This is a genomic window from Pseudomonas sp. NFR16 (assembly GCF_900108875.1).
Lineage (GTDB): Bacteria > Pseudomonadota > Gammaproteobacteria > Pseudomonadales > Pseudomonadaceae > Aquipseudomonas.
Map to the genome: position 1 here is coordinate 21166 of NZ_FNYJ01000008.1, position 25476 is coordinate 46641.

Annotated in this window: 32 protein-coding genes; 28 read left to right on the plus strand and 4 right to left on the minus strand. The window is 58.0% G+C overall.

Annotation, left to right across the window (positions count from 1 at the left end; genetic code table 11):
* Positions 1-5 precede the first annotated feature (5 nt).
* The 25 genes from rplB to bfr all read left to right on the plus strand — a co-directional run bounded on the left by rplB (position 6) and on the right by bfr (position 12482).
* On the plus strand, positions 6-830 hold the full coding sequence (gene rplB / locus BMZ10_RS25140; protein ID WP_062384485.1) for a 50S ribosomal protein L2: 825 nt from the start codon (positions 6-8) through the stop codon (positions 828-830).
* A 16-nt stretch (positions 831-846) separates the two neighbouring features.
* Positions 847-1122: a 30S ribosomal protein S19 gene (gene rpsS / locus BMZ10_RS25145; protein ID WP_002555486.1), complete on the plus strand. Its 276-nt coding sequence runs from the start codon at positions 847-849 to the stop codon at positions 1120-1122.
* Positions 1123-1135: 13 nt separating this feature from the next.
* A complete protein-coding gene (gene rplV, locus BMZ10_RS25150; protein WP_003304070.1) occupies positions 1136-1468 on the plus strand; it encodes a 50S ribosomal protein L22 in 333 nt (110 codons plus the stop codon).
* A gap of 13 nt (positions 1469-1481) precedes the next feature.
* Positions 1482-2168 (plus strand): 30S ribosomal protein S3, encoded by a 687-nt coding sequence (gene rpsC, locus BMZ10_RS25155; RefSeq protein ID WP_003176422.1) that lies wholly within the window; start codon positions 1482-1484, stop codon positions 2166-2168.
* A 12-nt stretch (positions 2169-2180) separates the two neighbouring features.
* Positions 2181-2594 carry a 50S ribosomal protein L16 gene (rplP, locus tag BMZ10_RS25160; RefSeq protein ID WP_003228729.1) on the plus strand — a complete coding sequence of 138 codons (414 nt, stop codon included), beginning with the start codon at positions 2181-2183 and terminating at the stop codon, positions 2592-2594.
* Positions 2594-2785, plus strand: a complete 192-nt coding sequence (gene rpmC / locus BMZ10_RS25165; protein ID WP_002555481.1) for a 50S ribosomal protein L29 — start codon at positions 2594-2596, stop codon at positions 2783-2785. The genes rplP and rpmC overlap by 1 nt, the downstream gene beginning before the upstream one ends.
* Before the next feature lie 2 nt (positions 2786-2787).
* Entirely contained in the window at positions 2788-3054 is a 267-nt protein-coding gene (gene rpsQ, locus BMZ10_RS25170; protein ID WP_003194644.1) for a 30S ribosomal protein S17, read from the plus strand.
* A 23-nt stretch (positions 3055-3077) separates the two neighbouring features.
* Positions 3078-3446: a 50S ribosomal protein L14 gene (rplN, locus tag BMZ10_RS25175; protein ID WP_002555479.1), complete on the plus strand. Its 369-nt coding sequence runs from the start codon at positions 3078-3080 to the stop codon at positions 3444-3446.
* An 11-nt stretch (positions 3447-3457) separates the two neighbouring features.
* Entirely contained in the window at positions 3458-3772 is a 315-nt protein-coding gene (gene rplX, locus BMZ10_RS25180) for a 50S ribosomal protein L24 (protein ID WP_002555478.1), read from the plus strand.
* Positions 3773-3792: 20 nt separating this feature from the next.
* Positions 3793-4332 (plus strand): 50S ribosomal protein L5, encoded by a 540-nt coding sequence (gene rplE, locus BMZ10_RS25185; protein ID WP_093468877.1) that lies wholly within the window; start codon positions 3793-3795, stop codon positions 4330-4332.
* Between the two features lie 13 nt (positions 4333-4345).
* Complete coding sequence (gene rpsN, locus BMZ10_RS25190) at positions 4346-4651, plus strand: 30S ribosomal protein S14 (RefSeq protein ID WP_003186042.1); 306 nt, start codon at positions 4346-4348, stop codon at positions 4649-4651.
* Positions 4652-4864: 213 nt separating this feature from the next.
* Entirely contained in the window at positions 4865-5257 is a 393-nt protein-coding gene (gene rpsH, locus BMZ10_RS25195) for a 30S ribosomal protein S8 (protein WP_020290698.1), read from the plus strand.
* Positions 5258-5269: 12 nt separating this feature from the next.
* Entirely contained in the window at positions 5270-5803 is a 534-nt protein-coding gene (rplF, locus tag BMZ10_RS25200; RefSeq protein ID WP_093468880.1) for a 50S ribosomal protein L6, read from the plus strand.
* 10 nt (positions 5804-5813) lie between these two features.
* Entirely contained in the window at positions 5814-6164 is a 351-nt protein-coding gene (gene rplR, locus BMZ10_RS25205) for a 50S ribosomal protein L18 (protein WP_037017727.1), read from the plus strand.
* Between the two features lie 3 nt (positions 6165-6167).
* The gene (rpsE, locus tag BMZ10_RS25210; RefSeq protein WP_093468883.1) at positions 6168-6668 is read left to right on the plus strand and encodes a 30S ribosomal protein S5; all 501 of its coding nucleotides are present in this window, start codon (positions 6168-6170) and stop codon (positions 6666-6668) included.
* Between the two features lie 2 nt (positions 6669-6670).
* Complete coding sequence (gene rpmD, locus BMZ10_RS25215; protein WP_093468886.1) at positions 6671-6847, plus strand: 50S ribosomal protein L30; 177 nt, start codon at positions 6671-6673, stop codon at positions 6845-6847.
* A 3-nt stretch (positions 6848-6850) separates the two neighbouring features.
* A complete protein-coding gene (gene rplO, locus BMZ10_RS25220) occupies positions 6851-7282 on the plus strand; it encodes a 50S ribosomal protein L15 (RefSeq protein WP_037017733.1) in 432 nt (143 codons plus the stop codon).
* Positions 7283-8614, plus strand: coding sequence for a preprotein translocase subunit SecY (gene secY / locus BMZ10_RS25225; protein WP_062384496.1), 1332 nt, complete (start codon positions 7283-7285; stop codon positions 8612-8614).
* Positions 8615-8642: 28 nt separating this feature from the next.
* Positions 8643-8759, plus strand: a complete 117-nt coding sequence (gene rpmJ, locus BMZ10_RS25230) for a 50S ribosomal protein L36 (protein WP_002555468.1) — start codon at positions 8643-8645, stop codon at positions 8757-8759.
* A 131-nt stretch (positions 8760-8890) separates the two neighbouring features.
* Positions 8891-9247 carry a 30S ribosomal protein S13 gene (rpsM, locus tag BMZ10_RS25235; RefSeq protein ID WP_004883692.1) on the plus strand — a complete coding sequence of 119 codons (357 nt, stop codon included), beginning with the start codon at positions 8891-8893 and terminating at the stop codon, positions 9245-9247.
* A gap of 30 nt (positions 9248-9277) precedes the next feature.
* Entirely contained in the window at positions 9278-9667 is a 390-nt protein-coding gene (rpsK, locus tag BMZ10_RS25240) for a 30S ribosomal protein S11 (protein WP_002555466.1), read from the plus strand.
* Between the two features lie 18 nt (positions 9668-9685).
* Positions 9686-10306 (plus strand): 30S ribosomal protein S4, encoded by a 621-nt coding sequence (rpsD, locus tag BMZ10_RS25245; RefSeq protein WP_037017742.1) that lies wholly within the window; start codon positions 9686-9688, stop codon positions 10304-10306.
* 22 nt (positions 10307-10328) lie between these two features.
* Entirely contained in the window at positions 10329-11330 is a 1002-nt protein-coding gene (rpoA, locus tag BMZ10_RS25250; RefSeq protein WP_007970428.1) for a DNA-directed RNA polymerase subunit alpha, read from the plus strand.
* A gap of 42 nt (positions 11331-11372) precedes the next feature.
* Complete coding sequence (rplQ, locus tag BMZ10_RS25255) at positions 11373-11759, plus strand: 50S ribosomal protein L17 (RefSeq protein WP_002555463.1); 387 nt, start codon at positions 11373-11375, stop codon at positions 11757-11759.
* 258 nt (positions 11760-12017) lie between these two features.
* Positions 12018-12482: a bacterioferritin gene (gene bfr, locus BMZ10_RS25260; protein WP_093468889.1), complete on the plus strand. Its 465-nt coding sequence runs from the start codon at positions 12018-12020 to the stop codon at positions 12480-12482.
* A 75-nt stretch (positions 12483-12557) separates the two neighbouring features.
* On the opposite strand, the gene uvrA is transcribed toward bfr, so the two are convergent.
* Positions 12558-15392 carry an excinuclease ABC subunit UvrA gene (gene uvrA, locus BMZ10_RS25265; protein ID WP_093468892.1) on the minus strand — a complete coding sequence of 945 codons (2835 nt, stop codon included), beginning with the start codon at positions 15390-15392 and terminating at the stop codon, positions 12558-12560.
* 189 nt (positions 15393-15581) lie between these two features.
* On the opposite strand from uvrA, the gene BMZ10_RS25270 reads away from it, so the two are divergent.
* Positions 15582-16976: an MFS transporter gene (locus BMZ10_RS25270; RefSeq protein WP_093468895.1), complete on the plus strand. Its 1395-nt coding sequence runs from the start codon at positions 15582-15584 to the stop codon at positions 16974-16976.
* Between the two features lie 9 nt (positions 16977-16985).
* On the plus strand, positions 16986-17510 hold the full coding sequence (locus BMZ10_RS25275) for a single-stranded DNA-binding protein (RefSeq protein WP_062384510.1): 525 nt from the start codon (positions 16986-16988) through the stop codon (positions 17508-17510).
* Positions 17511-17602: 92 nt separating this feature from the next.
* Here BMZ10_RS25275 and BMZ10_RS25280 read toward each other — a convergent pair whose 3' ends face one another.
* Together BMZ10_RS25280 and BMZ10_RS25285 are read right to left on the minus strand one after the other, a co-directional pair.
* A complete protein-coding gene (locus tag BMZ10_RS25280) occupies positions 17603-18082 on the minus strand; it encodes a nuclear transport factor 2 family protein (protein ID WP_093468898.1) in 480 nt (159 codons plus the stop codon).
* 61 nt (positions 18083-18143) lie between these two features.
* Positions 18144-18713, minus strand: a complete 570-nt coding sequence (locus BMZ10_RS25285) for a TetR/AcrR family transcriptional regulator (protein ID WP_093468901.1) — start codon at positions 18711-18713, stop codon at positions 18144-18146.
* A 162-nt stretch (positions 18714-18875) separates the two neighbouring features.
* On the opposite strand from BMZ10_RS25285, the gene BMZ10_RS25290 reads away from it, so the two are divergent.
* Positions 18876-21056, plus strand: coding sequence for a mechanosensitive ion channel family protein (locus tag BMZ10_RS25290; protein WP_093468903.1), 2181 nt, complete (start codon positions 18876-18878; stop codon positions 21054-21056).
* Between the two features lie 26 nt (positions 21057-21082).
* Here the strand turns inward: BMZ10_RS25290 and BMZ10_RS25295 are convergent, their stop codons facing one another.
* Positions 21083-25396 carry a DNA glycosylase AlkZ-like family protein gene (locus BMZ10_RS25295; RefSeq protein ID WP_093468906.1) on the minus strand — a complete coding sequence of 1438 codons (4314 nt, stop codon included), beginning with the start codon at positions 25394-25396 and terminating at the stop codon, positions 21083-21085.
* Positions 25397-25476 lie beyond the last annotated feature (80 nt).

The following is a 25476-nucleotide window of genomic DNA, read 5'->3' on the forward strand; positions in this document are numbered from 1 at the left end:
GCATCATGGCAATCGTTAAATGCAAACCGACTTCCCCTGGCCGCCGTTTTGTGGTCAAGGTGGTCAACCAGGAGCTGCACAAAGGCGCTCCTCACGCACCGCTGCTCGAGAAAAAATCGAAGTCTGGTGGTCGTAACAACAATGGCCGTATCACTACTCGTCACGTTGGTGGTGGTCATAAGCAGCATTATCGTCTGGTCGATTTCCGTCGCAACGACAAAGATGGCATTGCTGCCACTGTCGAGCGTATCGAATACGATCCAAACCGTACTGCTCACATCGCACTGCTGCTGTACGCAGACGGCGAACGTCGTTACATCATCGCGCCGAAGGGCGTGAGTGCTGGCGACCAGCTGATCGCAGGCGCACTGGCTCCAATCAAGCCAGGTAATGCTCTGCAGCTGCGCAACATCCCAGTGGGTTCTACCGTTCACGGTATCGAGCTGAAGCCTGGTAAAGGTGCTCAGATCGCTCGCTCCGCTGGTGCTTCGGCTCAGCTGATCGCTCGTGAAGGTGTCTACGTGACCCTGCGTCTTCGCTCCGGTGAAATGCGTAAAGTCCTGTCCGAATGCCGTGCAACTCTGGGTGAGGTTTCCAACTCCGAGCACAGCCTGCGTTCGCTGGGTAAAGCTGGTGCCAAGCGCTGGCGTGGCGTTCGCCCAACCGTTCGTGGTGTTGCCATGAACCCGGTTGACCACCCACATGGTGGTGGTGAAGGTCGTACCTCTGGTGGTCGTCATCCGGTATCGCCGTGGGGCTTCCCGACTAAGGGCGCGAAGACTCGTGGTAATAAGCGTACCGACAAAATGATCGTCCGTCGTCGCAAGTAAATAGAGGGATACGACAGTGCCACGTTCTCTGAAAAAAGGTCCTTTTATTGATCTTCACCTACTGAAGAAGATCGAAGTGGCGGCGGAAAAGAACGATCGCAAACCAGTTAAAACCTGGTCGCGTCGTTCGATGATCCTGCCACAAATGGTCGGTCTGACCATTGCTGTGCATAACGGTCGTCAGCATGTTCCTGTTCTCGTGAACGAAGACATGGTCGGCCACAAACTGGGCGAGTTTGCCGGTACCCGCACTTATCGTGGGCACGTGGCAGACAAGAAAGCCAAGCGTTAAGGGGTAAGGAACGATGGAAGTAGCCGCTAAGTTGTCGGGCGCTCGAATCTCCGCCCAGAAAGCCCGCTTGGTCGCCGACCAGATCCGCGGGAAGAAGGTGGGCGATGCGCTCAACCTGTTGGCTTTCAGCAGTAAGAAAGCCGCCGAGATCATGAAAAAAGTGCTGGAGTCGGCCGTAGCCAACGCCGAGCATAACGAAGGCGCAGACGTTGATGACCTGAAGGTCTCCACCGTTTTCGTCAACGAAGGGCGTTCGCTGAAGCGCATCATGCCACGTGCCAAAGGCCGTGCTGATCGCATCGTCAAGCGGTCTTGCCATATCACTGTCAAGGTTGCTGACAAGTAACGGAGTCGAAGAGATGGGTCAGAAAGTACATCCCATTGGCATTCGCCTGGGAATCGTCAAGGAGCACACCTCCGTCTGGTACGCAGACGGTCGGACTTATGCGGACTACTTGTTCGCTGATCTGAAGGTGCGTGAGTATCTCCAAGACAAACTAAAAAGCGCGTCCGTAAGCCGTATCGATATCCATCGTCCGGCTCAGACTGCACGTATCACCATCCACACCGCTCGTCCCGGCATCGTGATCGGCAAGAAAGGTGAAGATGTTGAGAAACTGCGTCAGGACCTGACCAAGCAAATGGGTGTGCCTGTGCACATCAATATCGAAGAGATCCGCAAGCCGGAGCTCGACGGTATGCTGGTTGCGCAGAGCGTAGCTCAGCAGCTGGAGCGTCGCGTAATGTTCCGTCGCGCTATGAAGCGCGCAGTACAGAACGCCATGCGCATTGGTGCCAAAGGCATCAAAATCCAAGTGAGCGGTCGTCTCGGCGGTGCTGAAATCGCACGTACTGAATGGTATCGCGAAGGTCGTGTGCCACTGCACACCCTGCGTGCCGACATCGACTATGCCAACTACGAAGCTCACACCACCTACGGTGTGATCGGTGTAAAGGTTTGGATCTTCAAAGGCGAAGTAATTGGTGGTCGCCAGGAAGAGCTGAAACCGCAAGCACCAGCGCCTCGTAAAAAAGCTGCTAAGTAAGGGGTACGCCAAATGTTGCAACCAAAGCGTACGAAGTTCCGCAAGCAGATGACCGGCCACAACCGTGGTCTGGCACTGCGCGGTAGCAAAGTCAGCTTCGGCGAGTTCGCGCTGAAGTCTGTAGCTCGTGGTCGTCTCACCGCTCGTCAGATCGAGTCAGCGCGTCGTGCTCTGACCCGTCACGTAAAACGTGGTGGCAAGATCTGGATCCGTGTATTCCCGGACAAGCCTATCTCCAAAAAGCCCCTCGAAGTTCGTATGGGTAAAGGTAAGGGTAACGTCGAATACTGGGTTGCCCAGATTCAGCCAGGCAAAGTCCTGTATGAAATCGAGGGTGTTTCCGAAGAGTTGGCGCGTGAGGCTTTCGCCCTGGCTGCTGCAAAGCTGCCGCTCGCCACCTCCTTTGTTAAGCGGACGGTGATGTGATGAAAGCGAATGAACTTCGTGAAAAATCAGCACAGCAACTGAACGAGCAACTGCTCGGCTTGCTGCGCGACCAGTTCAATCTGCGCATGCAGAAGGCAACTGGCCAGTTGGGGCAGTCTCACCTGCTCTCGCAAGTTAAGCGTGACATCGCTCGCGTGAAGACTGTGCTCAACCAGCAGGCAGGTAAGTAATCATGGCTGAAGCCGAAAAAACCGTCCGTACGCTGACTGGCCGTGTTGTCAGCGACAAGATGGACAAGACCATCACCGTTCTGATTGAGCGTCGCGTCAAGCACCCGATCTACGGTAAATACGTTAAGCGTTCGACTAAGCTGCACGCGCACGACGAAACCAATCAATGCCACATCGGCGACAAAGTCACTATTCGTGAAACTCGTCCGATGGCCAAGACCAAATCTTGGGCGCTGGTTGATGTTCTCGAACGCGCTGTGGAAGTCTAAGGGCTAGGGGTCGGAGAAATTATATGATTCAGACTCAATCCATGCTCGATGTGGCCGATAACAGCGGCGCTCGCCGCGTTATGTGCATCAAGGTGCTTGGTGGCTCTCATCGTCGTTACGCTGGTATCGGTGACATCATCAAAGTGACCGTCAAGGAAGCAATTCCGCGCGGTAAGGTGAAGAAAGGTCAAGTGATGACTGCTGTTGTAGTCCGCACTCGCCACGGTGTTCGTCGTGCAGACGGCTCCATCATCCGCTTTGACGGCAACGCTGCTGTTCTGTTGAACAACAAGCAAGAGCCGATCGGCACCCGTATCTTTGGGCCAGTGACCCGTGAACTTCGTACTGAGAAGTTCATGAAGATCGTCTCGCTCGCCCCAGAAGTGCTGTAAGGAGATCCGACATGCAAAAGATTCGTCGTGACGACGAGATCATCGTGATCGCCGGCAAAGACAAAGGTAAGCGCGGTAAGGTGCTCAAGGTTCTCGCTGACGACCGTCTGGTCGTTGGTGGGATCAACCTGGTGAAGCGTCATACCAAGCCTAACCCGATGTCGGGCGTACAGGGCGGTATCGTCGAGAAAGAAGCGCCACTGCACGCTTCCAACGTCGCCATTTTCAACGGCGCAACCAACAAGGCTGACCGCGTTGGTTTCAAAGTTGAAGACGGCAAAAAAATTCGTGTCTTCAAGTCGACCCAAAAAGCGGTTGATGCTTGAACACTGCTAGGTAGAAGACCATGGCACGACTGAAAGAGATTTACTGGAAGGAAATCGCACCCAAGCTTAAGGAAGAACTTAAGCTTGAGAACGTGATGGAAGTTCCACGCGTTACCAAGATCACCCTGAACATGGGTCTGGGCGAAGCGATCGGCGACAAGAAAGTCATCGAGCACGCTGTTGCTGACCTGGAAAAGATCACCGGCCAGAAAGTCGTTGTGACTTACGCTCGGAAATCCATCGCTGGCTTCAAAGTCCGTGAAGGTTGGCCGATCGGCGTCAAAGTGACTCTGCGCCGTGAGCGTATGTACGAGTTCCTGGATCGTCTGCTGTCGATCTCCCTGCCTCGGGTTCGCGACTTCCGCGGCCTGAATGCCAAGTCCTTCGATGGTCGTGGCAACTACAGCATGGGCGTGAAAGAGCAGATCATTTTCCCGGAAATCGACTACGACAAGATCGATGCCCTGCGCGGTCTGGACATTACCCTGACCACCACTGCTCGTACGGACGAAGAAGGTCGCGCACTGCTGCGTGCTTTCAAGTTCCCGTTCCGCAACTGATTGGAGTAGGACCATGGCCAAGAAGAGCATGAAAAACCGTGAGCTGAAGCGTCAGCTCACCGTTGCCAAGTACGCTACCAAGCGTGCTGCGCTGAAAGCGATCATCGTGGATCTGAACGCAAGTCCAGAAGCACGTTGGGAAGCGACCGTCGCACTTCAGAAGCAACCACGTGACGCAAGCGCCTCGCGCATGCGTAACCGTTGCCGTCTGACCGGTCGTCCGCACGGCGTTTACCGCAAGTTCGGCCTCGGCCGTAACATGCTGCGTCAAGCAGCAATGCGTGGCGACGTACCAGGTCTGGTTAAAGCCAGCTGGTAAGCCGTACTTCTCGCAACGCGCCGCTCGGATTCGTCGAAACCGACCGGCGTGATGCCTGAATTCGAATCAAGCCCCTTTTGGGGCTTGATTCGTTTCTGGGGTACGTCTAGAATTGCCGGCTCGCCAGAGCCCGTGTCTTCACGTGCCCGGAATTTTTAGGCGATAGGTTGTAGCCGCAAGGCTCATTTTTTTTGTATCAGGAGCGTCTAGCCCATGAGTATGCAGGACCCGTTAGCGGACATGCTAACTCGTATCCGTAATGCCCAGATGGCTGAAAAGCCCGTCGTAAGCATGCCATCTTCCACGTTGAAGGTAGCTGTAGCCAAAGTTCTCAAGGACGAAGGTTACATTGCGGGTTATCAGATCAGCAGCGAAACCAAACCGTTGCTGTCCATCGAGCTGAAATACTTCGAAGGCCGTCCAGTCATCGAAGAAGTCAAGCGCGTTAGCCGTCCAGGCCTGCGTCAGTACAAGTCCGTTGATGATCTGCCAAAAGTTCGTGGCGGTCTCGGCGTGTCTATCGTCTCCACCAACAAAGGTGTGATGACGGATCGTGCTGCGCGCGCTGCCGGTGTCGGCGGCGAAGTGCTTTGCACTGTGTTCTAAGGGGGGATAAGCATGTCACGCGTAGCTAAGAACCCCGTTAAGTTGCCAGCAGGCGTCGAAGTCAAGCTCGTCGGCCAGCAGCTTTCGGTGAAGGGTGCCAAGGGCACTCTCGACCTGAACGTTCACTCGTCCGTTGAAATTGTTGAAGAGTCCGGTGAGCTGCGTTTTGCTGCTCGCAACGGCGATCAGCAGACTCGCGCAATGGCCGGTACCACTCGTGCGTTGGTAAACAACATGGTCCAGGGCGTAAGCCAAGGCTTCGAGCGCAAGCTCCAGCTGGTCGGTGTCGGTTACAAAGCGCAAGCAAAAGGCAAGGTGCTGAACCTGGCTCTTGGCTTCTCGCACCCAGTGGATTACGAACTGCCGGAAGGCATCACCGCTGAGACTCCCAACCAAACCGATATCCTGATCCGTGGTATCGACAAGCAGTTGGTTGGTCAAGTGGCCGCTGAGATCCGCGACTTCCGCCGTCCAGAGCCGTACAAAGGCAAAGGCGTGCGTTACGCGGACGAAGTCGTCCGTCGTAAAGAAGCCAAGAAGAAGTAGGGCATAGCAAATGACCGTCAAAAAAGTTACCCGACTGCGTCGCGCTCGCAAAGCACGCCTGAAAATGCACGAACTCGAAGTCGTGCGTCTCTGCGTGTACCGCTCTTCGCAGCACATTTATGCCCAGGTCATTTCGGCCGACGGCAGCAAAGTCCTGGCAAACGCCTCGACTTTGGACAAAGAACTGCGTGATGGGGCCACTGGCAACATCGACGCGGCCACTAAAGTTGGCCAGCTGATCGCTGAGCGTGCGAAAGCCGCCGGTGTATCGCAAGTGGCTTTTGATCGTTCCGGCTTCAAGTACCACGGTCGCGTCAAGGCGCTGGCTGATGCTGCTCGTGAAGGCGGGCTGGAGTTCTAAGTTATGGCAAATAACGACCAAAAACGCGACGAAGGCTACATCGAGAAGCTGGTTCAGGTTAATCGCGTAGCAAAAACCGTAAAAGGCGGCCGTATCTTCACTTTCACCGCGTTGACCGTGGTAGGTGATGGTAAGGGCCGTGTTGGCTTCGGCCGTGGCAAGTCGCGTGAAGTGCCTGCTGCGATCCAGAAGGCAATGGAAGCTGCTCGCCGCAACATGATCCAGGTTGATCTGAACGGCACCACTCTGCAGTACGCCATGAAGTCCGCTCACGGTGCTTCCAAGGTTTACATGCAGCCTGCTTCTGAAGGTACTGGCATCATCGCCGGCGGCGCAATGCGTGCTGTCCTGGAAGTTGCCGGCGTTCAGAACGTTCTGGCCAAGTGCTACGGTTCGACCAACCCTGTCAACGTTGTTCACGCAACGTTCAAGGGTCTGAAGGCCATGCAGTCTCCTGAGTCCATTGCTGCCAAGCGCGGCTTGAACGTTGAGGAGATCATCTGATCATGGCTACCGTTAAAGTCACTTTGATCAAAAGCATGACCGGCCGCATCCCTAACCACAAACTGTGCGTTAAGGGTCTGGGTCTGCGTCGCATCGGTCACACTGTAGAAGTCGCTGACACCCCGGAAAACCGTGGGATGATCAACAAGGCTTACTACATGCTGCGAGTCGAGGGTTAATCGATGAAACTCAATGATCTGAGTCCTGCGCCGGGTTCCCGTCGCGAGAAGCATCGTCCGGGCCGTGGTATCGGTAGTGGTTTGGGCAAGACCGGTGGCCGCGGCCACAAAGGTCAGACCTCCCGCTCCGGTGGCACCATCGCTCCGGGCTTCGAAGGCGGTCAACAGCCGTTGCATCGTCGTCTGCCAAAGTTCGGCTTCGTCTCTTTGAAGGCTATGGATCGTGCAGAAGTTCGCACCTCCGAGCTGGCTAAAGTTGAAGGCGTTGTAACTGTGCAGTCCCTGAAGGATGCCAACGTGATCAACCAAAACGTACAGCGTGTGAAAATCATGCTGTCCGGTGAGGTTACTCGCGCGGTCACCCTCAAAGGTATCGCAGCCACCAAAGGTGCGCGTGCGGCTATCGAAGCAGCTGGCGGCAAGTTCGAGGAATAAATGGCTAAGCAAGGTGCTCTCTCAGCGCTCAGCAAAAGCGGCGGGTTGTCCGAGCTCTGGGCTCGACTGCGATTTCTGTTCCTGGCGATTATCGTCTACCGGATCGGTGCGCATATCCCAGTTCCAGGTATCAACCCTGACCGGCTGGCGGACCTGTTTCGACAGAATGAGGGGACCATTCTTAGCTTGTTCAACATGTTTTCCGGTGGTGCGCTGGAGCGCATGAGCATCTTTGCACTGGGGATCATGCCGTACATTTCGGCATCGATCATCATGCAGCTCATGACCGCTGTCAGCCCACAGCTGGAGCAGTTGAAGAAGGAAGGTGAGGCTGGTCGTCGCAAGATCAGCCAATACACCCGCTATGGCACCGTCGTCCTGGCCCTGGTTCAAGCTATTGGCATGTCCATTGGCTTGGCCGGTCAGGGCGTTGCTTTCTCTGCTGATATCGGCTTCCACTTCGTTGCAGTCACCACCTTCGTGGCCGGTGCGCTGTTCATGATGTGGCTGGGCGAGCAGATTACAGAGCGCGGTGTTGGTAACGGTATCTCGATGTTGATTTTTTCGGGTATCGTCGCCGGTCTTCCGAGAGCGATCGGGCAGTCTTTCGAGTCTGCGCGTCAGGGTGATATCAACATTTTCGCTTTGGTCGCCATCGGTTTGCTGGCAGTAGCGATTATCGGTTTCGTGGTGTTCATTGAGCGTGGTCAGCGTCGTATCGCTGTTCACTACGCCAAGCGTCAGCAGGGCCGCAAGGTCTTCGCTGCGCAGACCAGCCACTTGCCGTTGAAAGTGAACATGGCCGGTGTCATTCCGGCTATTTTCGCAAGCAGCATTCTGCTGTTTCCGGCTTCGTTGGGTGCCTGGTTCGGTCAGTCTGAAGGTATGGGCTGGTTGCAGGACATCTCGCAGTCGATCGCTCCTGGTCAGCCGTTGAATATTCTGCTGTTTAGTGCAGGGATTATTTTCTTCTGCTTCTTCTATACGGCGTTGATGTTCAATCCGAAAGACGTAGCGGAAAACCTGAAGAAGTCCGGTGCCTTTATTCCGGGTATCCGTCCTGGTGAGCAGTCTGCGCGTTATATTGATGGCGTGCTGACTCGTCTGACCATGTTCGGTGCTCTCTATATGATGGCCGTGTGTCTGCTGCCCCAGTTCCTGGTGGTTGCCGCAAACGTGCCGTTCTACCTTGGCGGGACCTCGTTGCTGATCGTGGTCGTGGTTGTTATGGACTTCATGTCCCAAGTGCAATCTCACCTCGTTTCGCACCAGTATGAATCCCTGATGAAGAAAGCCAACCTGAAGGGCTACGGCAGCGGCATGCTGCGCTGAAGCACCCATAAGGTTCGAGGAGTTGGTGATGAAAGTTCGTGCATCGGTGAAAAAGCTGTGCCGTAACTGCAAGATTATTCGCCGCGAAGGTGTTGTTCGAGTAATTTGCAGCGCGGAACCACGTCACAAGCAGCGCCAAGGCTGAGTGTGATCTGTGCTAAAAGCCCAGCAGCTAGTGCGCTGCTGGGTTGATTATTTGTTATTACAGCGATATTATCTCGCGCCCTATTTCTTGGCTTCCGGGGCGTAGGTAGCTGTCAATTGGAGTCCCACTGAATGGCCCGTATTGCAGGCGTTAACATTCCAGATAACAAGCATACTGTTATCTCGCTGACCTACATCTATGGTGTTGGTCGCACGACTGCACAGAAAATCTGTGCTACCACCGGGGTTAACCCGGCGGCGAAGATCAAAGATCTGAGCGACGAGCAGATTGAACAGCTGCGTGGCGAAGTCGCGAAGTTCACCACTGAAGGTGACCTGCGTCGCGAAATCAACATGAAAATCAAGCGCTTGATGGACCTCGGTTGCTATCGCGGTCTGCGTCATCGTCGCGGTCTTCCAGTACGCGGTCAGCGTACCAAGACCAACGCGCGTACCCGTAAAGGTCCGCGTAAGCCGATCCGCAAGTAATCGCCCCAGCGAATCGACAGGAATTAAATCATGGCAAAACCTGCTGCTCGTCCTCGTAAAAAAGTTAAAAAGACAGTGGTTGATGGCATCGCCCACATCCATGCTTCTTTTAACAACACCATCGTGACCATTACCGACCGTCAAGGTAACGCTCTTTCCTGGGCTACCTCCGGTGGTTCGGGTTTCCGCGGTTCCCGCAAGTCCACCCCGTTCGCTGCTCAAGTAGCTGCTGAGCGTGCTGGTCAAGCTGCGCTGGAATACGGCCTGAAAAACCTCGACGTCAATGTCAAAGGTCCAGGTCCAGGTCGTGAATCCGCTGTCCGTGCTTTGAACGGCTGTGGCTACAAGATCGCCAGCATCACCGACGTGACGCCAATCCCGCACAACGGGTGCCGTCCGCCGAAGAAGCGCCGCGTGTAATCCAGGAGATTGTAAAGAATGGCTCGTTACATTGGTCCAAAATGCAAACTCGCTCGTCGCGAAGGCACCGATCTCTTCCTGAAGAGCGGCGTGCGCGCTATCGAATCGAAGTGCAACATCGAAGCAGCCCCAGGCATCCACGGTCAACGCCGCGGCCGCCAATCCGACTACGGCACCCAGCTGCGTGAAAAGCAGAAAGTCCGTCGTATCTATGGCGTTCTCGAGCGTCAGTTCAGCGGTTACTACAAAGAAGCTGCCGGCAAGAAAGGCGCAACTGGCGAGAACCTGCTGCAGCTGCTCGAATGCCGTCTGGACAACGTCGTATACCGTATGGGTTTCGGTTCTACTCGTGCCGAATCTCGTCAGCTGGTATCGCACAAGTCGGTTAGCGTAAACGGCAAAACCGTTAACGTTCCGTCCTACCAGGTTCGTGCTGGTGACGTGGTCGCTATTCGCGAAAAAGCGAAAAACCAACTGCGTATCGTCCAGGCTCTCGATCTGTGTGCCCAACGTGGCCGCGTAGAATGGGTAGAAGTAGACACTGAGAAGAAATCTGGCGTTTTCAAAAGCGTTCCAGCTCGCAGTGATCTGTCCGCCGACATCAACGAAAGCCTGATTGTCGAGCTCTACTCCAAGTAAGGGCTAGAAAATAGGTGCATCCATGCAGATTTCGGTAAATGAGTTCCTGACACCCCGCCACATTGATGTGCAGGTTGTCAGTCCAACCCGCGCCAAGATCACTCTCGAGCCTCTCGAGCGTGGTTTCGGCCATACCCTGGGCAACGCGCTGCGCCGCATCCTGTTGTCCTCCATGCCCGGCTGTGCAGTAGTCGAGGCCGAGATTGACGGTGTACTCCATGAGTACAGCGCCATCGAAGGTGTACAGGAAGACGTCATTGAAATCCTGTTGAACCTTAAAGGTCTGGCTATCAAGCTGCACGGTCGAGACGAAGTTACGCTGACCTTGTCGAAGAAGGGTTCGGGGGTGGTTACCGCTGCCGATATTCAGCTGGATCATGATGTCGAGATCGTTAACCCCGATCACGTAATCGCTAACCTGGCGTCTAACGGCGCCCTGAACATGAAGCTCGTTGTAGCTCGTGGTCGCGGTTATGAACCAGCAGACTCGCGTCAGAGCGACGAAGACGAAAGCCGCAGCATTGGTCGCTTGCAGCTCGACTCCTCGTTCAGCCCGGTTCGTCGCATCGCATACGTGGTGGAAAACGCCCGTGTCGAACAGCGTACCAACCTGGACAAACTGGTTATCGATCTGGAAACCAACGGTACTCTGGATCCTGAAGAGGCTATCCGTCGTGCAGCAACCATCCTGCAACAGCAGTTGGCTGCGTTCGTCGACCTCAAAGGTGACAGTGAGCCGGTAGTTGTCGAACAGGAAGACGAGATCGATCCGATCCTGCTTCGTCCGGTTGACGATTTGGAACTGACTGTACGTTCGGCCAACTGCCTTAAGGCGGAGAACATTTACTACATCGGCGACCTGATTCAGCGCACCGAAGTAGAACTGTTGAAGACTCCGAACCTGGGCAAGAAATCCTTGACCGAGATCAAGGACGTTCTGGCTTCTCGTGGTCTCTCCCTCGGCATGCGCCTCGACAACTGGCCGCCTGCAAGTCTTAAGAAGGACGACAAGGCGACTGCCTGATCGTCGTAATCACCGAACGTAGTGTTTGGTAAGGAATGAACCATGCGTCATCGTAAAAGTGGACGTCACCTGAGCCGTACCAGCTCGCACCGCAAGGCCATGTTTCAAAACATGGCGGTGTCGCTGTTCGAGCACGAGCTGATCAAAACTACCCTGCCGAAAGCCAAAGAACTGCGCCGCGTTGCCGAGCCGCTGATCACTCTGGCCAAGGAAGACAGCGTTGCTAACCGTCGTCTGGCTTTCGACCGTACTCGTTCGAAAGAAATCGTCGGCAAGCTGTTCAACGATCTGGGCAAGCGCTATGCAACCCGTCAGGGCGGCTACCTGCGTATCCTGAAGTGCGGCTTCCGCGCTGGCGACAACGCGCCTATGGCGTACGTTGAGCTCGTCGATCGTCCTGTCGGTGGTTCTGTAGAAGCCGCTGAATAAGACGTCAGTCTGTACAAAGAACCGGGCCCAGTGCCCGGTTTTTTGTTTTTCATATCAATGCAAAACGCCAACGCCCACTGTGGTTTGCGGAATTATTGCGCTGATTCTAAGTGATAAACGGAACCCTCCTCATTTACGCGTATTTTCGACACCAAATGTCAGAATTTCGGTACTTTTCTTCACTTTTTTGCCTGCGTTGAAGTGACCTTCCGGTTATGTTGGTTCAAACTATCGCCTTTAGAGAGGAGATTCACGGCGATGCAAGGCCACCCGGATGTAATTGACTACCTCAACACGCTGCTGACCGGTGAGTTGGCTGCGCGCGACCAATATTTCATCCACTCACGGATGTATGAGGACTGGGGTTTCAGCAAGCTCTACGAACGTATCAACCACGAGATGGAAGAAGAGGCACAGCACGCTGACGCGTTGATGCGTCGGATTCTGATGCTCGAGGGTACGCCTCGTATGCGCCCGGATGACCTGGACGTCGGTACAACCGTCCCGGAAATGCTCGCCAGCGATCTTCGCCTTGAGTACAAGGTTCGCGCAGCGTTGTGTAAAGGCATTGCGCTGTGTGAGCAGCATAAGGATTACGTCAGTCGCGACATCCTGCGCGTGCAACTGGCCGACACCGAAGAAGATCACACTTACTGGCTTGAAAAGCAGCTCGGCTTGATCAAGTCCATCGGCCTGGAAAACTATCTGCAATCGCAGTTCTGATTTTCCGCAGCTTAAAAAAAGCCCCTGCCACGCGCATCGTGACAGGGGCTTTTTTGTCGGCGGGGGTTTACACCATCAGGCGCGATCCCGCTCCAGCAGCGGCTTGAGGTAGTGACCCGTGTAGGACTGCTTCATCTGCGCAACCTGCTCCGGTGTGCCCGTCGCGATGATCTGTCCGCCTTTGGAACCGCCCTCGGGCCCGAGGTCGACCAGCCAGTCAGCGGTCTTGATCACGTCAAGGTTATGCTCGATCACCACCACGGTGTTGCCGTGGTCTCGCAGACGATGCAACACGTCCAGCAACTGCTGGATGTCGGCGAAATGCAAACCTGTCGTGGGTTCGTCGAGAATATACAGAGTTTTGCCAGTGTCGCGCTTTGACAGCTCGCGAGAGAGCTTGACCCGCTGCGCTTCGCCGCCGGACAGCGTCGTCGCTGACTGCCCCAGCTTGATGTAGGACAGCCCGACATCCATCAGTGTTTGCAGTTTGCGCGCGAGGGCCGGGACGGCGTCGAAGAAGGCGCGGGCCTCTTCGATGGTCATCTCCAGCACTTCATGGACGCTCTTGCCCTTGTACTTGATCTCAAGGGTTTCACGGTTGTAGCGCTTGCTCTTGCACACATCGCACGGCACGTAAATGTCCGGCAGGAAGTGCATCTCGACCTTGATCAGACCGTCGCCCTGACAGGCTTCGCAGCGTCCGCCTTTTACGTTGAACGAGAAACGGCCCGGCCCATAACCTCGGGAACGTGATTCGGGCACGCCGGCGAACAGTTCGCGAATGGGCGTGAACAGTCCGGTATACGTTGCCGGGTTCGAGCGCGGCGTGCGACCGATGGGGCTCTGGTCGATGTCGACGACTTTGTCCAGATGCTGCAGCCCGTCGATGCTGTCGTGGGTAGCGGCCTCCAGCGTCGTGGCGCCATTCAGCTCGGTGGCGCTGAGCGGAAACAGCGTGTTGTTGATCAACGTCGATTTGCCCGACCCCGAAACACCCGTCACGCACGTCAGCAAGCCAATCGGAATCTCCAGATCGACGTTGCGCAGGTTATTGCCCCGCGCGCCTTTGAGCTTCAACGAAAGCTTCTTGTTGCGCGGCGTGCGCTTGGCCGGCACCTCGATCTTCACGCGTCCGGAGAGGTACTTGCCGGTCAGCGAGTCAGGATGGTCCATGACTTCCTGCGGCGTACCTTCTGCAACGATGCTGCCGCCATGGACGCCAGCCCCCGGACCGATATCGACCACGTAGTCGGCCAGGCGGATGGCATCTTCGTCATGCTCGACCACGATGACCGTATTGCCGATGTCCCGCAGATGGCGAAGTGTGTCGAGCAGCCGATCGTTGTCGCGCTGGTGCAGGCCGATCGACGGCTCGTCGAGGATGTACATCACCCCGACCAGGCCGGCACCAATCTGACTGGCGAGACGGATACGCTGCGCCTCGCCGCCGGACAGGGTGTCCGCGCTGCGGTCCAGTGTCAGGTAATCCAGTCCGACATTGACCAGGAACTGGAGTCGCTCGCGAATTTCCTTGAGGATCTTGTCGGCGATCTCGCCACGACGGCCAGTGAGCTTCAGATCACCGAAATAGTCAGTTGCGTCGCCAATCGGCAGGCTGGTCACGGCGGGGAGGGTTTTCTCGCCGACCCAGACATGACGAGCCTCGCGACGCAGACGCGTACCCCGACAGTCCGGGCACGGCTGCGTGCTTAGAAACTTGGCAAGCTCCTCGCGCACGGTGGTCGACTCGGTTTCGCGGTAGCGGCGCTCGAGGTTGGGGACGATGCCTTCGAACGGGTGTGCCCGCTTTACGATGTCCCCGCGGTCATTGAGATAGCGGAAGTCGACGGTTTGCGTGCCGCTGCCGCTGAGCAGGATTTTCTGCTGATCAGCCGGCAGTTCGCGGAACGGCACCTCCAGGCTAAAGCCGTAGTGCTTCGCCAATGACCCGAGCATCTGGAAGTAGTAGACGTTACGCCGGTCCCAGCCACGTATGGCGCCCTCGGCGAGGGTCAGTTCGCCATTGACCAGGCGCTTGGTGTCGAAGAACTGTTTTACACCCAGGCCGTCGCAGGTCGGGCACGCGCCGGCCGGGTTGTTGAAGGAGAACAGCTTGGGCTCGAGTTCGCTGATCGCATGGCCGCAGATTGGGCAGGCGAAACGCGCGGAGAAGATCATCTCTTCGCCGGGTTCGTCGTCCATCGGTGCGACCAGCGCGATGCCATCGGCCAGCTTCAGGGCGGTTTCGAAGGACTCCGCCAGACGCTGCTGGAGGTCGGAGCGCACCTTGAAACGGTCGACGACCACATCAATGGAATGCTTCTTCTGTTTATCCAGTTTTGGCAATTCATCGAGTTCGCACAGTTTTCCGTTGACCCGGGCACGCACGAAGCCTTGCGCGCGCAGCTCTTCGAACACCGCAAGATGCTCGCCTTTACGCTCGCGGACCACGGGTGCTAGGAGCATCAGCTTGCTGCCTTCCGGCTCGGCCAGCACCAGATCAACCATCTGGCTGACCGTCTGCGCTTCCAGCGGAATATCGTGATCCGGGCAACGCGGCGTGCCCACGCGTGCGTATAGCAGGCGCAGGTAGTCGTAGATTTCAGTGATGGTCCCCACGGTGGAGCGCGGGTTGTGGGACGTCGACTTCTGTTCGATGGAGATGGCCGGCGAGAGGCCCTCAATCGTATCGACATCCGGTTTTTCCATCATCGAAAGGAATTGCCGGGCATAGGCCGACAGCGATTCGACATAGCGACGCTGGCCTTCGGCATACAGCGTGTCGAACGCCAGCGACGACTTGCCCGAGCCGGATAGCCCGGTGATGACGATCAGCTTGTCGCGTGGCAGGGTGAGGTCGATGTTTTTCAGGTTGTGGGTTCGGGCCCCACGAATCAGGATCTTGTCCAAAGTGGCCTCGCACGGCGGGCGTCGAAAACGTAGCAGTATACGGTCAAATACTGGATGGATGCACACTATCTAATGGGAACGCTCCAGCGTCCTTTCAACGGTTGCGGCGACGATGCGCGGCAAAGCGTCGTATGTGCTGTACATCGATGGGACTGGTAGAATCGCCGCCGGTTCATACGAGGTTCTTCCATGCACGATTCTCATAGCGAGCGCATGAGCGGCAGCGAAACCCGCGCGGCGGGCGGTCTGGCGCTGGTGTTCGCGTTCCGTATGCTTGGCATGTTCATGGTTTTGCCGGTCCTGGCTACGTACGGCATGGACCTGGCGGGCGCGAGTCCGGCGCTCATCGGGCTGGCGATTGGTGCATACGGCCTGACCCAGGCTGTCCTGCAGATCCCGTTCGGCATCATTTCCGACCGCATAGGCCGGCGCCCGGTCATTTATCTGGGACTGGTCGTATTCGCGCTGGGCAGCGTGCTGGCTGCGCAGTCGACATCCATCTGGGGCGTCATTGCCGGTCGCGTCCTGCAGGGCGCCGGCGCAATTTCGGCCGCAGTCATGGCGTTGCTGTCGGACCTGACTCGCGAGCAGCATCGCACCAAGGCGATGGCGATGATCGGCATGACGATCGGTGTCTCGTTCGCCATCGCGATGGTGGTGGGCCCCATACTGACCAGCGCGTTCGGATTGTCCGGCCTGTTCCTGGCCACCGGTGCCATGGCGCTGGTCGGCATTGCGATCATCGCGTTCGTGGTGCCCAAGTCCACCGTGACCCTTCAGCATCGTGAGTCGGGCCTGGCGCGTCAGGCGCTCGGCGCGACGCTTCGTCACCCGGATCTGCTGCGTCTTGATTTGGGTATCTTCGCGTTACACGCGATGCTCATGTCCAGTTTCGTCGCATTGCCGCTGGCGCTCGTCGAGAAAGCCGGTCTGCCCAAAGAGCAGCACTGGTGGGTCTATCTGACCGCGCTGCTGATTTCCTTCTTCGCCATGATCCCGTTCATCATTTACGGTGAGAAGAAGCGGCAGATGAAGCGTATTCTCCTCGGCGCCGTGATCGTCCTGATGCTCACTGAGCTATTCTTCTGGGAGTTCGGCGACACGCTCAGGGCACTGGTGATTGGCACTGTCGTGTTTTTCACCGCGTTCAATCTGCTGGAGGCGTCGCTGCCTTCGCTGATCAGCAAGGTGTCTCCGGCGGGTGGTAAAGGCACGGCGATGGGGATTTATTCCACCAGTCAATTCCTCGGTTCTGCGGCTGGCGGGATCCTCGGCGGTTGGTTGTTTCAGCACGGTGGACTGGATGTGGTGTTCCTGGGTGGCGCCGGTCTGGCCGCCCTCTGGTTGGCATTTGCTGTTACCATGCGCGAACCTCCGTATGTAACCAGCCTTCGCTTGCCGCTGTCGCCCGAGGCTCAACGCGACACAGGCCTGGCGGAGCGCGTGTTGGCGATACGCGGAGTAACAGATGCAGTAGTGGTGGCGGATGAAGCCGCCATCTATATCAAATTTGACAAAGAACTGTTGGATCGGGCGTCTTTCGACGAAGTGGTCAATCCAGCGTCGGAAACGTGTGAAGCCTAGGAGAACGTTATGGCCCGTGGGGTTAACAAAGTCATATTGGTCGGCACATGCGGCCAGGATCCCGAAGTTCGCTACATGCCTAACGGTAATGCCGTGACCAACCTGAGTCTGGCGACCAGCGAGCAGTGGACCGACAAGCAGACCGGCCAGAAAGTCGAGAAGACCGAATGGCACCGCGTCTCCATGTTCGGCAAAGTCGCAGAGATCGCCGGTGAATACCTGCGCAAGGGCTCGCAGGTCTACATCGAGGGCAAGCTGCAGACCCGCGAGTGGGAAAAAGACGGCATCAAGCGTTACACCACTGAAATCATCGTCGACATGCAAGGCACCATGCAGTTGCTGGGCGGCCGTCCACAAGGCGAAGGCGCTCCACAAGGCCAAGGCGGTGGCGGTTATCAGAATTCCGCACCTCGTCCACAGCAATCGCGTCCGCAGGCTGCTCCTCAGCCACAACGCGAATCGCGTCCAGCTCCACAACAGGCGCCACAACCGGCTCCTGATTTCGACAGCTTCGATGACGATATCCCATTCTGATCCGCTCCAGTAAACGCAGCTGATCATCGAACGAAAAAAGCCCCCGGACAGCTCAGCTGCCGGGGGCTTTTCATTGGGAATTCTCCTGGAAACTACAGCCCCAGATCCGACAAGCCAGGGTGGTCGTCAGGACGGCGTCCCAGTGGCCAGTGGAATTTGCGCTCGGACTCCTTGATCGGCAGGTCGTTGATGCACGCGAAACGGTTGGCCATCAGCCCGTCTTCGTTGAATTCCCAGTTTTCGTTACCGTAAGACCGGAACCAATTACCTGAGTCATCGTGCCATTCGTACGCGTAACGGACCGCGATGCGGTTGTCGGTGAATGCCCAGAGCTCTTTGATCAAGCGGTAGTCGAGTTCTTTCGCCCACTTGCGCGTCAGAAAGCCTTTGGCTTCTTCCCGGTTGGTGGCGAACTCGGCGCGATTGCGCCATTTGGTGTCGAGCGTGTAGGCCAACGACACCTTTTCAGGATCGCGGCTGTTCCAGCCGTCTTCGGCCAGACGGACCTTTTCGATGGCGGATTCGCGAGTGAAGGGGGGAAGTGGCGGGCGAGTCTGGGCATTGGACGACATGGTTAAGCCTCCAGGAAAGAGTAAGTACAGCGATAATGGAGCGTTCTTGACACGCAGGCCGTTAAAGCAAGGCCTGTTGGAGCAACAGCTGCGCAACATCTCGTGCACTGTCGGCGGCGCTGTAATCACCCATGACGCGGGCGGTGGTGATGGCGCCTTCCATCAGGATCAGCAACTGTTTAGCCAGCGCTGATGGCTGCTCGATATCCAGCTGCTCACAAAGCTGCAGCGTGTAGTCGAACAACTTCTGTTTGTGCAATTTGGCGATCAGGCGAATCGGGTCGTCGGGATCGCCAATCTCTCCCGCCGTGTTGATGAACGCGCAGCCGCAAAATCCTTCGGACTCAAACCAGCCCTTGAGCACGGCGAACATATTGACAATGCGCGCCTCAGGCGTCTGCGCCTTGTCGGTTTCGGTCTTGAACCAGTGCATCCAGCGCACGTCACGCGCGTTGAGCGCGGCGGCGGCGACTTCGTCCTTGGTGGCGAAGTAGCGATAAATACTTTTTCGGGCCACGCCGGAGGTCTTCACCAAAAGGTCCATGCCCGTGGCCTGGATGCCGTTTTGGTAGATCAGTTGCTCGGCGGTCGCGAGAATTTTTTCGCGTGTGTCTGTCGTTGATGTGTTCATGCTTTAAAAGGTAGAACGATCGTTCTCCTCGGTCAAGGCACTTTCGAAAATAAAAATATCCGCCGCGTTGAATCACTGGGCGCGGATAAGGGTTGCCGCTGGCGGCGAACTTGCCGGACGAAATTCGATCAGTTTCTGTGGGCTTTGATTTCGCCGTCCCTCATGACTGAAGGAGTGACCTGCGTTTTGTCGAATTTCAAATCTGTTCTGCTGTTCTGCCTGGTGTTCTGTCTAGGCAGCATCAATGTGCAGGCTGCCGAGGCACCTGCGCCTGCTACCGCGCAGTCCAGCGCTCCCGCTGATTCCGCCCCTGCAGATGAACCCGCAAAACCCGAAATTCTGGTGAAGGGCGGATTGCTTGGAGCGATCAGTTCCAGTATCGACAGCGTTCAGAACAAGCTCGATCTGGATGCTCACTTGCTCGATTCCTGGCGGTTGCGTGCCGATCGGGCTGCCGATGAGCTGGACGCGCTGGTCAATAAACCACTGAATCGCTCGCCCTGGAGCATTGTCGGAGACTTCCTCATCCTGTCGGTGGTGTGGATCGGCGCGTTTGCTTTGCTTAACCGCATCGGCGCTTTTTTCGTTTCCCGCCTGTCTCGGCACCGCGCGCTGGCGACTCGCGTGCGCGTGCAAGGCGTGATGAGTTACGTCGTGCCGTTTATGATTCCAGCGCTGATCTGCCTGCCGCTGACGCTGTATGTCAGCCACTTCATGCAAGCCTCGATCGGTCGGGCGCTGGCGCTTTGTCTGGCGTATTCAACCAGCAGCGGCATTTTCTCAACGTCCGTGCTGATGTCGGTGGTGGTGCTGTTCAACTCCGGTCACAAGCGCGCCGCGGTGCGCATCATTCGAAATTACGCGCCTCATCCACTGTTCATCATCGGTTTCCTCGCGGCATTGAGCGATGCGCTCACCAGTCCACAGATTTCCCGGCAACTGGGCGGCAACGTGACCACCAGCGTCGCGGCCTTTACCGGGCTGATGGCATCGATCATGTTCTGCATCGTGGTGATCAGAATGCGTCGTCCCGTGGCGCATCTGATTCGCAACCGGCCGCTGAGTGCGCGACTGGCACGTCCTGCGCTGCAACAGACGCTCAAGATTTTTTCCAGCCTGTGGCACTTGCCGATCCTGTTGATGATTCTGGTATCGGCGGTGAATCTGATCGGTGCCGGCGAAGACAGTCAGGAGGCGTTGCGCTGCGCGTTGCTCACGACCGTCCTGCTGATCGGCACGGTGTTTCTAAGCACGCTGTTTCAGCACATGTTCAAGCCGGCCGAGGCGCGGACCGGGCGCGTTTACAAAGAACGGTTGCTCAGCCTGTTGCACGCAGTGCTGCGCATCGGCCTGGCGATCGGCTTCATTGAATTGCTTGGCCGTATCTGGGGTTTTTCGCTGTTCGAGTTTGCTCAGCGCAACGCATTGGGCAAGGTGATCAGTGATTCGCTGAGCAGTATCGGACTGATCTTCCTGGTGACGTGGCTGCTGTGGGTCGTGATGGACACGGCGATTCAGGAAGCGCTGAAGCCGCCCGCCAACCATCGCTCGTCGCGTCAGCCAAGCACACGCGTGAAGACGATCCTGCCGCTGCTGCGTAACGCGATCAAGATCATCCTGGTGGTGATCTGCACGATCACTACCATGGCGAATCTGGGGATCAACGTCGCGCCGCTGCTGGCAGGTGCCGGAGTGGTCGGTCTGGCGATCGGCTTCGGTTCGCAGCAACTGGTGCAGGACGTGATCACGGGCCTGTTCATCATCATCGAAGACACCATCTCCATTGGCGATTGGGTGGTGCTGGATTCGGGTCATGCCGGCACTGTCGAGAGCCTGACCATCCGCACCTTGCGCCTGCGCGACGGCAAAGGGTTCGTGCACTCCGTGCCGTTCGGGCAGATCAAGGCCGTAACGAACCAGTCGCGGCAATTCGCTTACGCGTTTTTCTCGTTCCAGTTCACTTACGATTCGGACGTGGATTCAGCGACATCGTTGATTCGCGAAGCCGGGCAGGCGATCAGCGATGACTTCCTGCTGGCCAGTAAGCTGCAAGGACCGCTGGAAGTGTTCGGTCTGGATCGCATGGACATGAACGGGATCGTGATCACCGCGCAGTTCCGCACATCATCCGGCGGGCAATATGCGGTCAGCCGAGCGTTCAACGACAAGCTCAAGCGCCTTGTGGATAAGTCTACGGATGTTCGCTTCGCGCAAACTTATCCACAACTGGTGATGAGTCCGCACAATGGGCAATTTCCGGCGATGGATGAGGGCGACGAGCAACAGCCGGTGCCGGGCAAGACGTCAGTGGTCAACAAAGACGGTTCGGAAAGCCCGGTTTGAAATCAGTGTAAGCAAGCGGGCAGCGTTTACCTGAACAAGCGATCCCGAACCGCCAGCATGTTGTGCTCGTCCAGTTCGCCCCAGTATTGCGGCTTGCCCGCGATGATCGCGGCGATCGGTATTCCATCCCGGTACACGAGGCGATTGCCGACCACTGCTGGCACCTTTGCGCCAGGCAATAGCGTGCCGGCCAGATTCAGCGGATCGACGCCACTGACACCGATCAGGCTGCCGTCCAGCGGACGTTTGCGGACTTCTCGCAGCAAGGGAATTGCCTCTGGCAGCGCGAATTGTTCGCCTGCAAGCCCCGCAACAAAGCGCCCGCCGCGAATGTCGCCCCGCGCCTCCAAGCGATGAAACGTTCTGAGCAATTCGCGCCACGTCGGCAGCCAGTCGGCTTCCCGCTCAAGCAGGCGCCAGAACACCACGCCATACCGACGCAGCAGGGTCATCGCAATGTGCTCCAGCGTGTCGGCATCGAGCGTCTGCCTGGCTGTGGTATCACGGGGCGGCGCCCGGCGCAGCAGTGCCCAACGACCGGCATCGTCCATGCCGCCGATGAATGCTCCGCGATTGCGTCTGCTGGTGTGGGCCGCGCGTTTGCTGGCGGGAGTGATCAGCGCCCGCAGCCCGGCAAAGCTGTCAGCGTTCACCAGCCCGGCGCCGACCAGTTCCTGCAGTGCAGTTTCCAGTTCAGTGCGCAGCAGGTGGGCCTCGCCGGTGAGCTCGTCGAAAAACATGGCTCCGTGGGCCGACAACACTTCGTGGACTTTCTGGGCACGCAACGACAACTCGCTCGGCGCCGGTTGCTCGGTCAGCCCGCTCCAGAGGCGGACTTGCGTGCGGGGCAACAGCACGATGGGCGTGCTGCGCAATGCAGCCGTGCTGGCTTTGTTGCGGCTGCTCAAGCGCATCCACACCACTTTGCCGGAGCGACACAGGGCGTCCAGCCAGCTTTGGGAATAGTCCTTCAGCCGGGCCGGAAGAATATCGCTGTCCCAGGCGCCCGCGGCTGACGAAAACCCTTCCAGTTGATCGACGACCTCCGGCAATGCAGCTTTGCCCTGGCTCTGTGTCGTGGCAGACAGGTGCTGCCAGTCGAACAGAAACCGGGTGAAATCCTGAAGCGAGACCGGCTCGATTTCCCGGCGCAGACGTTTGACGGTGTAGCGATGAATGCGTGACAGCAGGTGGCGCTCGCACCACTGCTCCTCGCTGGCGCCGGGATCGAAACGCCCGCGCAGAACGTAACCTTCGGCTTCCAGGTGAGCGAGCGCCCGAGTCACCTCGCCCGGTGAGAGCGCCAGCGGGGCGGCGATGGCAGGAAGGGTGAGCGGCCCGAAGCCGCTGAGACGTGCGCGCACAAGCTCGATGCGCGCCTGATCTTCATCCCACGTTTCATCGAAACCCGGCAGCGCCGCCAAGGGCGGATGCATTTCGGCGGCCGGATAAACCGTCTGCAGACAGGTCAGGCGCTCAAGCGCGATCCACAGCGCTTGATCGGGATTGACCTGCAATCGCGTCGCCCGTCCTGAGCGGGCCAGGCTCTCCAGCCAGGTCATCCACTCGCCATGCTCGCGCGCCTCGACGCCGCTGACGCAGCCCAGGGTCATCAGCGCCTCATGCATCTCATCGGCGTTGTGCGGCTGCGGCCAGGCTTCTTCAGCCACCGCCATGATTGCATCGACGTCCAACGCACCCAGGTCATCGGCCGACTCCGGATCGCTCCAGCGACGATTGAGCACGGCCTGAGTGCGGCGCTCTTCCAACGGCGCATCGTCGAGAAACGTGTACGGCTTGGCGTTGAGAATCTCAGCCGCCAGCGGAGATGGCGCTGGCAGATCCCGACTGATCAGTCGCACCTTGCCGCTTTCCATTCGCCTCAGCAGCGCCAGCCAGCCGTCCGCATCCATCGCTTCATGCAGGCAATCGTCCAGCGTTTGTTCCACCAATGGATGTTCAGGCACCTCACGTTCGCCGACCAGATTTTCAAGGCAGGCAATCTGGTCCGGGAAAACGGTAGCGATCAGGTCTTCGCTTTTCATGCGTTGCAGTTGCGGCGCGACCTTGCGCCCGCCGGTGTAACGCGGCAACGCAAGCGCTACGCCGGCGTTCCATCGCCAGCGTACGCCGAACAGGGGCGCATCAAGCACAGCCTGAATCAGCAGGTGCTCGGCGCTGTTGGAATGCAGATATCGCCAGACCTCGTCCAGCGCAAAGCTGTGGCTGGTGGACAACGACAGCACGATGGCGTCTTCGCTGGCGGCGGCCTGCAGTTCGAAGTTGAACGTGCGACAGAAACGCTTGCGCAACGCCAGACCCCAGGCGCGGTTGACCCGGCTCCCGAAAGGCGTGTGGATGACCAGTTGCGTGCCACCGGACTCGTCGAAGAAGCGCTCCATCACCAAGGTGTCTTGCGAGGGCAGGGCGCCGAGGGTCGAGTGCGCACGAGCCAGATAATCGACGATCTGTTCGGCGCTGGCGCTATCAAGCCCCAGCGTCTGCATCAGCCAGTCGATACACGGGCGGATCTGGCCGGGATGGGCGCTGAGCTGTTGATCGATCTCGGCCTGCAGGCGCGCCACGGCAAACGACAGCTCGTCGCTGCGCCCCGGCGCTTCTCCCAGCCAGAATGGAATGTTCGGGGGCGCGCCCTGAGCGTCTTCAACCCGTACGCGGCCCGATTCGACACGCAGAATCCGGTAGGACGTATTGCCGAGCTGGAAGATGTCACCGGCGATGCTCTCCACCGCGAAATCTTCGTTCACCGTGCCGATGTTCAGCGCCTGAGGTTCGAGGATCACGCTGTAGTCGGCGTTGTCCGGGATCGTTCCGCCGCTGGTGACGGCCGTGAGCTTGCTGCCTCGCCGGCCCCGCAAGGTGCGGGTGACGGCGTCCCGATGCAGGTAGGCCGCGCGCACGCCCTGACGCCCGCTGTAGCCTTCGGCGAGCATGCTCAGCAGCGATTGATAATGGCCTTCGTCGAGTTCGGCGTAAGGTGAAGCCTGACGGAACAGCGCAAGCAGCGCGTCTTCGTGCCATTCCTGGCAACTGACCTCGGCGATGATCTGCTGCGCCAGCACGTCCAGCGGCGCCTTGGGAATCAGCAAGGTGTCCAGCTCACCGCGGCGAACACAGTCCAGCAGCGCCGCGCATTCGATCAGGTCGTCGCGCGACACGGCAAACAGTCGTCCCTTGGGCGTACCGCCCACATGGTGACCGGAACGTCCGACACGCTGGAGGAATGCTGCGATAGAACGCGGCGAACTGATCTGACACACCAGATCGACATCGCCGATATCGATCCCGAGCTCCAGGGACGCGGTCGCGATCAGCACTTGCAGATCGCCGCGCTTGAGCCGTTGCTCGGCATCCAGACGTTGCTCTTTGGCCAGACTGCCGTGATGCGCAGCCACGGCCTCTTTGCCCAGCCGATCGCTCAGATGCCGCGCCATGCGCTCGGCCAGACGTCGCGTGTTGACGAAGATGAGCGTCGTGCGGTGCTCTCGCGCAAGCGCTGCCAGGCGGTCGTAGACCAGCTGCCAGACATCGTTGGACATCACCGCTGAAAGCGGCACCGGCGGTACTTCGATCGCCAGATCCCGGGGACGCGCGTGGCCGATATCGATGATGGCGCAAGGGCGGTTGAGCGGGTCGCTGCCCACCAGAAAGCGCGACACCCGCTCGATCGGTTTTTGCGTCGCCGACAGCCCGATGCGCAGCAGCGGCTTTTCGCACAACGCTTGCAGCCGCTCAAGGCTCAATGCCAGATGACTGCCGCGCTTGCTGGCGGCAATGGCGTGGATCTCATCGACGATGACGGTCTGGGTGCCGGCCAGCATGCGCCGACCCGAATCGGAACCGAGCAGCACATACAGCGATTCTGGCGTCGTCACCAGGATATGCGGCGCAGTCTTGCGCATCGCGTTGCGCTCTTTCTGTTGGGTATCGCCGGTGCGCACCGCCGTGCTGATGCGCAGCCCCGGCAGGCCTTGGCGGCTCAGTTGCTCGGTAATGCCGCTCAGCGGGTTTTGCAGATTGATCTGGATGTCATTGGATAACGCCTTCAAAGGCGAGATGTACACGACGAAGGTCTGGTCGGGCAGCGCGCCGCCAGCCGCCAGGCCCTGATGCACCAGGTCATCAATGACCGCGAGGAACGCCGTCAGGGTTTTGCCTGAGCCCGTGGGCGCGGCGATCAACGTGGATCGGCGCTCCTTGATCAGCGGCCATGCCTGCGCCTGGGCCGCAGTAACAGCCGGGAACGTCTGTCTGAACCATGCGGCAACAGCAGGGTGAAACGCGTCGAGCACCGGATCGTGAGTCTTGAGAAGGTTCATGGACAAATTTATGCGGGCGCCGAGCAGCAGAAGCAAGGACCGGTGATCGGCGAGGCTGCGGGCCCGCTGATCGCAGCGTT